The sequence below is a fragment of the Paenibacillus polysaccharolyticus genome (assembly GCF_023714295.1).
Classification (GTDB): domain Bacteria; phylum Bacillota; class Bacilli; order Paenibacillales; family Paenibacillaceae; genus Paenibacillus; species Paenibacillus polysaccharolyticus_A.
On the sequence record NZ_JAMAUN010000047.1, the window covers coordinates 1 to 420 of the forward strand.

Below are 420 nucleotides of genomic sequence, written 5' to 3' on the forward strand. Positions count from 1 at the left end.
GGAGCCAGCCGCCGAAGGTGGGATAGATGATTGGGGTGAAGTCGTAACAAGGTAGCCGTATCGGAAGGTGCGGCTGGATCACCTCCTTTCTATGGAGAATCGTCTTCTGCAACGAAGACATTCAAATAAGCAAGTTTAGTGAACTTGCAAGCAATGCTAAGTTACTACTCCATTTGTTCAGTTTTGATGGAATTTGAGGGGCCATAGCTCAGCTGGGAGAGCGCCTGCCTTGCAAGCAGGAGGTCAGCGGTTCGATCCCGCTTGGCTCCACCAATAATTTCATCTATTTGTTGTGTTCTTTGAAAACTAGATATCGAAACGAAACAAACGCGAATTAGAACATTCCTTTTTAGCTGAACTTGTGTATAACAAGTTTCAATAAAAACGGTAGATAATGCAATTGCGATGGTATCGGGTGGG

At 45.0% G+C, this 420-nt stretch carries 1 tRNA gene and 1 rRNA gene; both read left to right on the plus strand.

Annotated elements, in window-relative coordinates:
• Window positions 1-89 (plus strand): 16S ribosomal RNA (locus M3629_RS28110); the annotation flags it as partial.
• Between the two features lie 108 nt (window positions 90-197).
• Window positions 198-273, plus strand: a tRNA-Ala gene (locus M3629_RS28115).
• The last annotated feature ends 147 nt before the right edge of the window (window positions 274-420 follow it).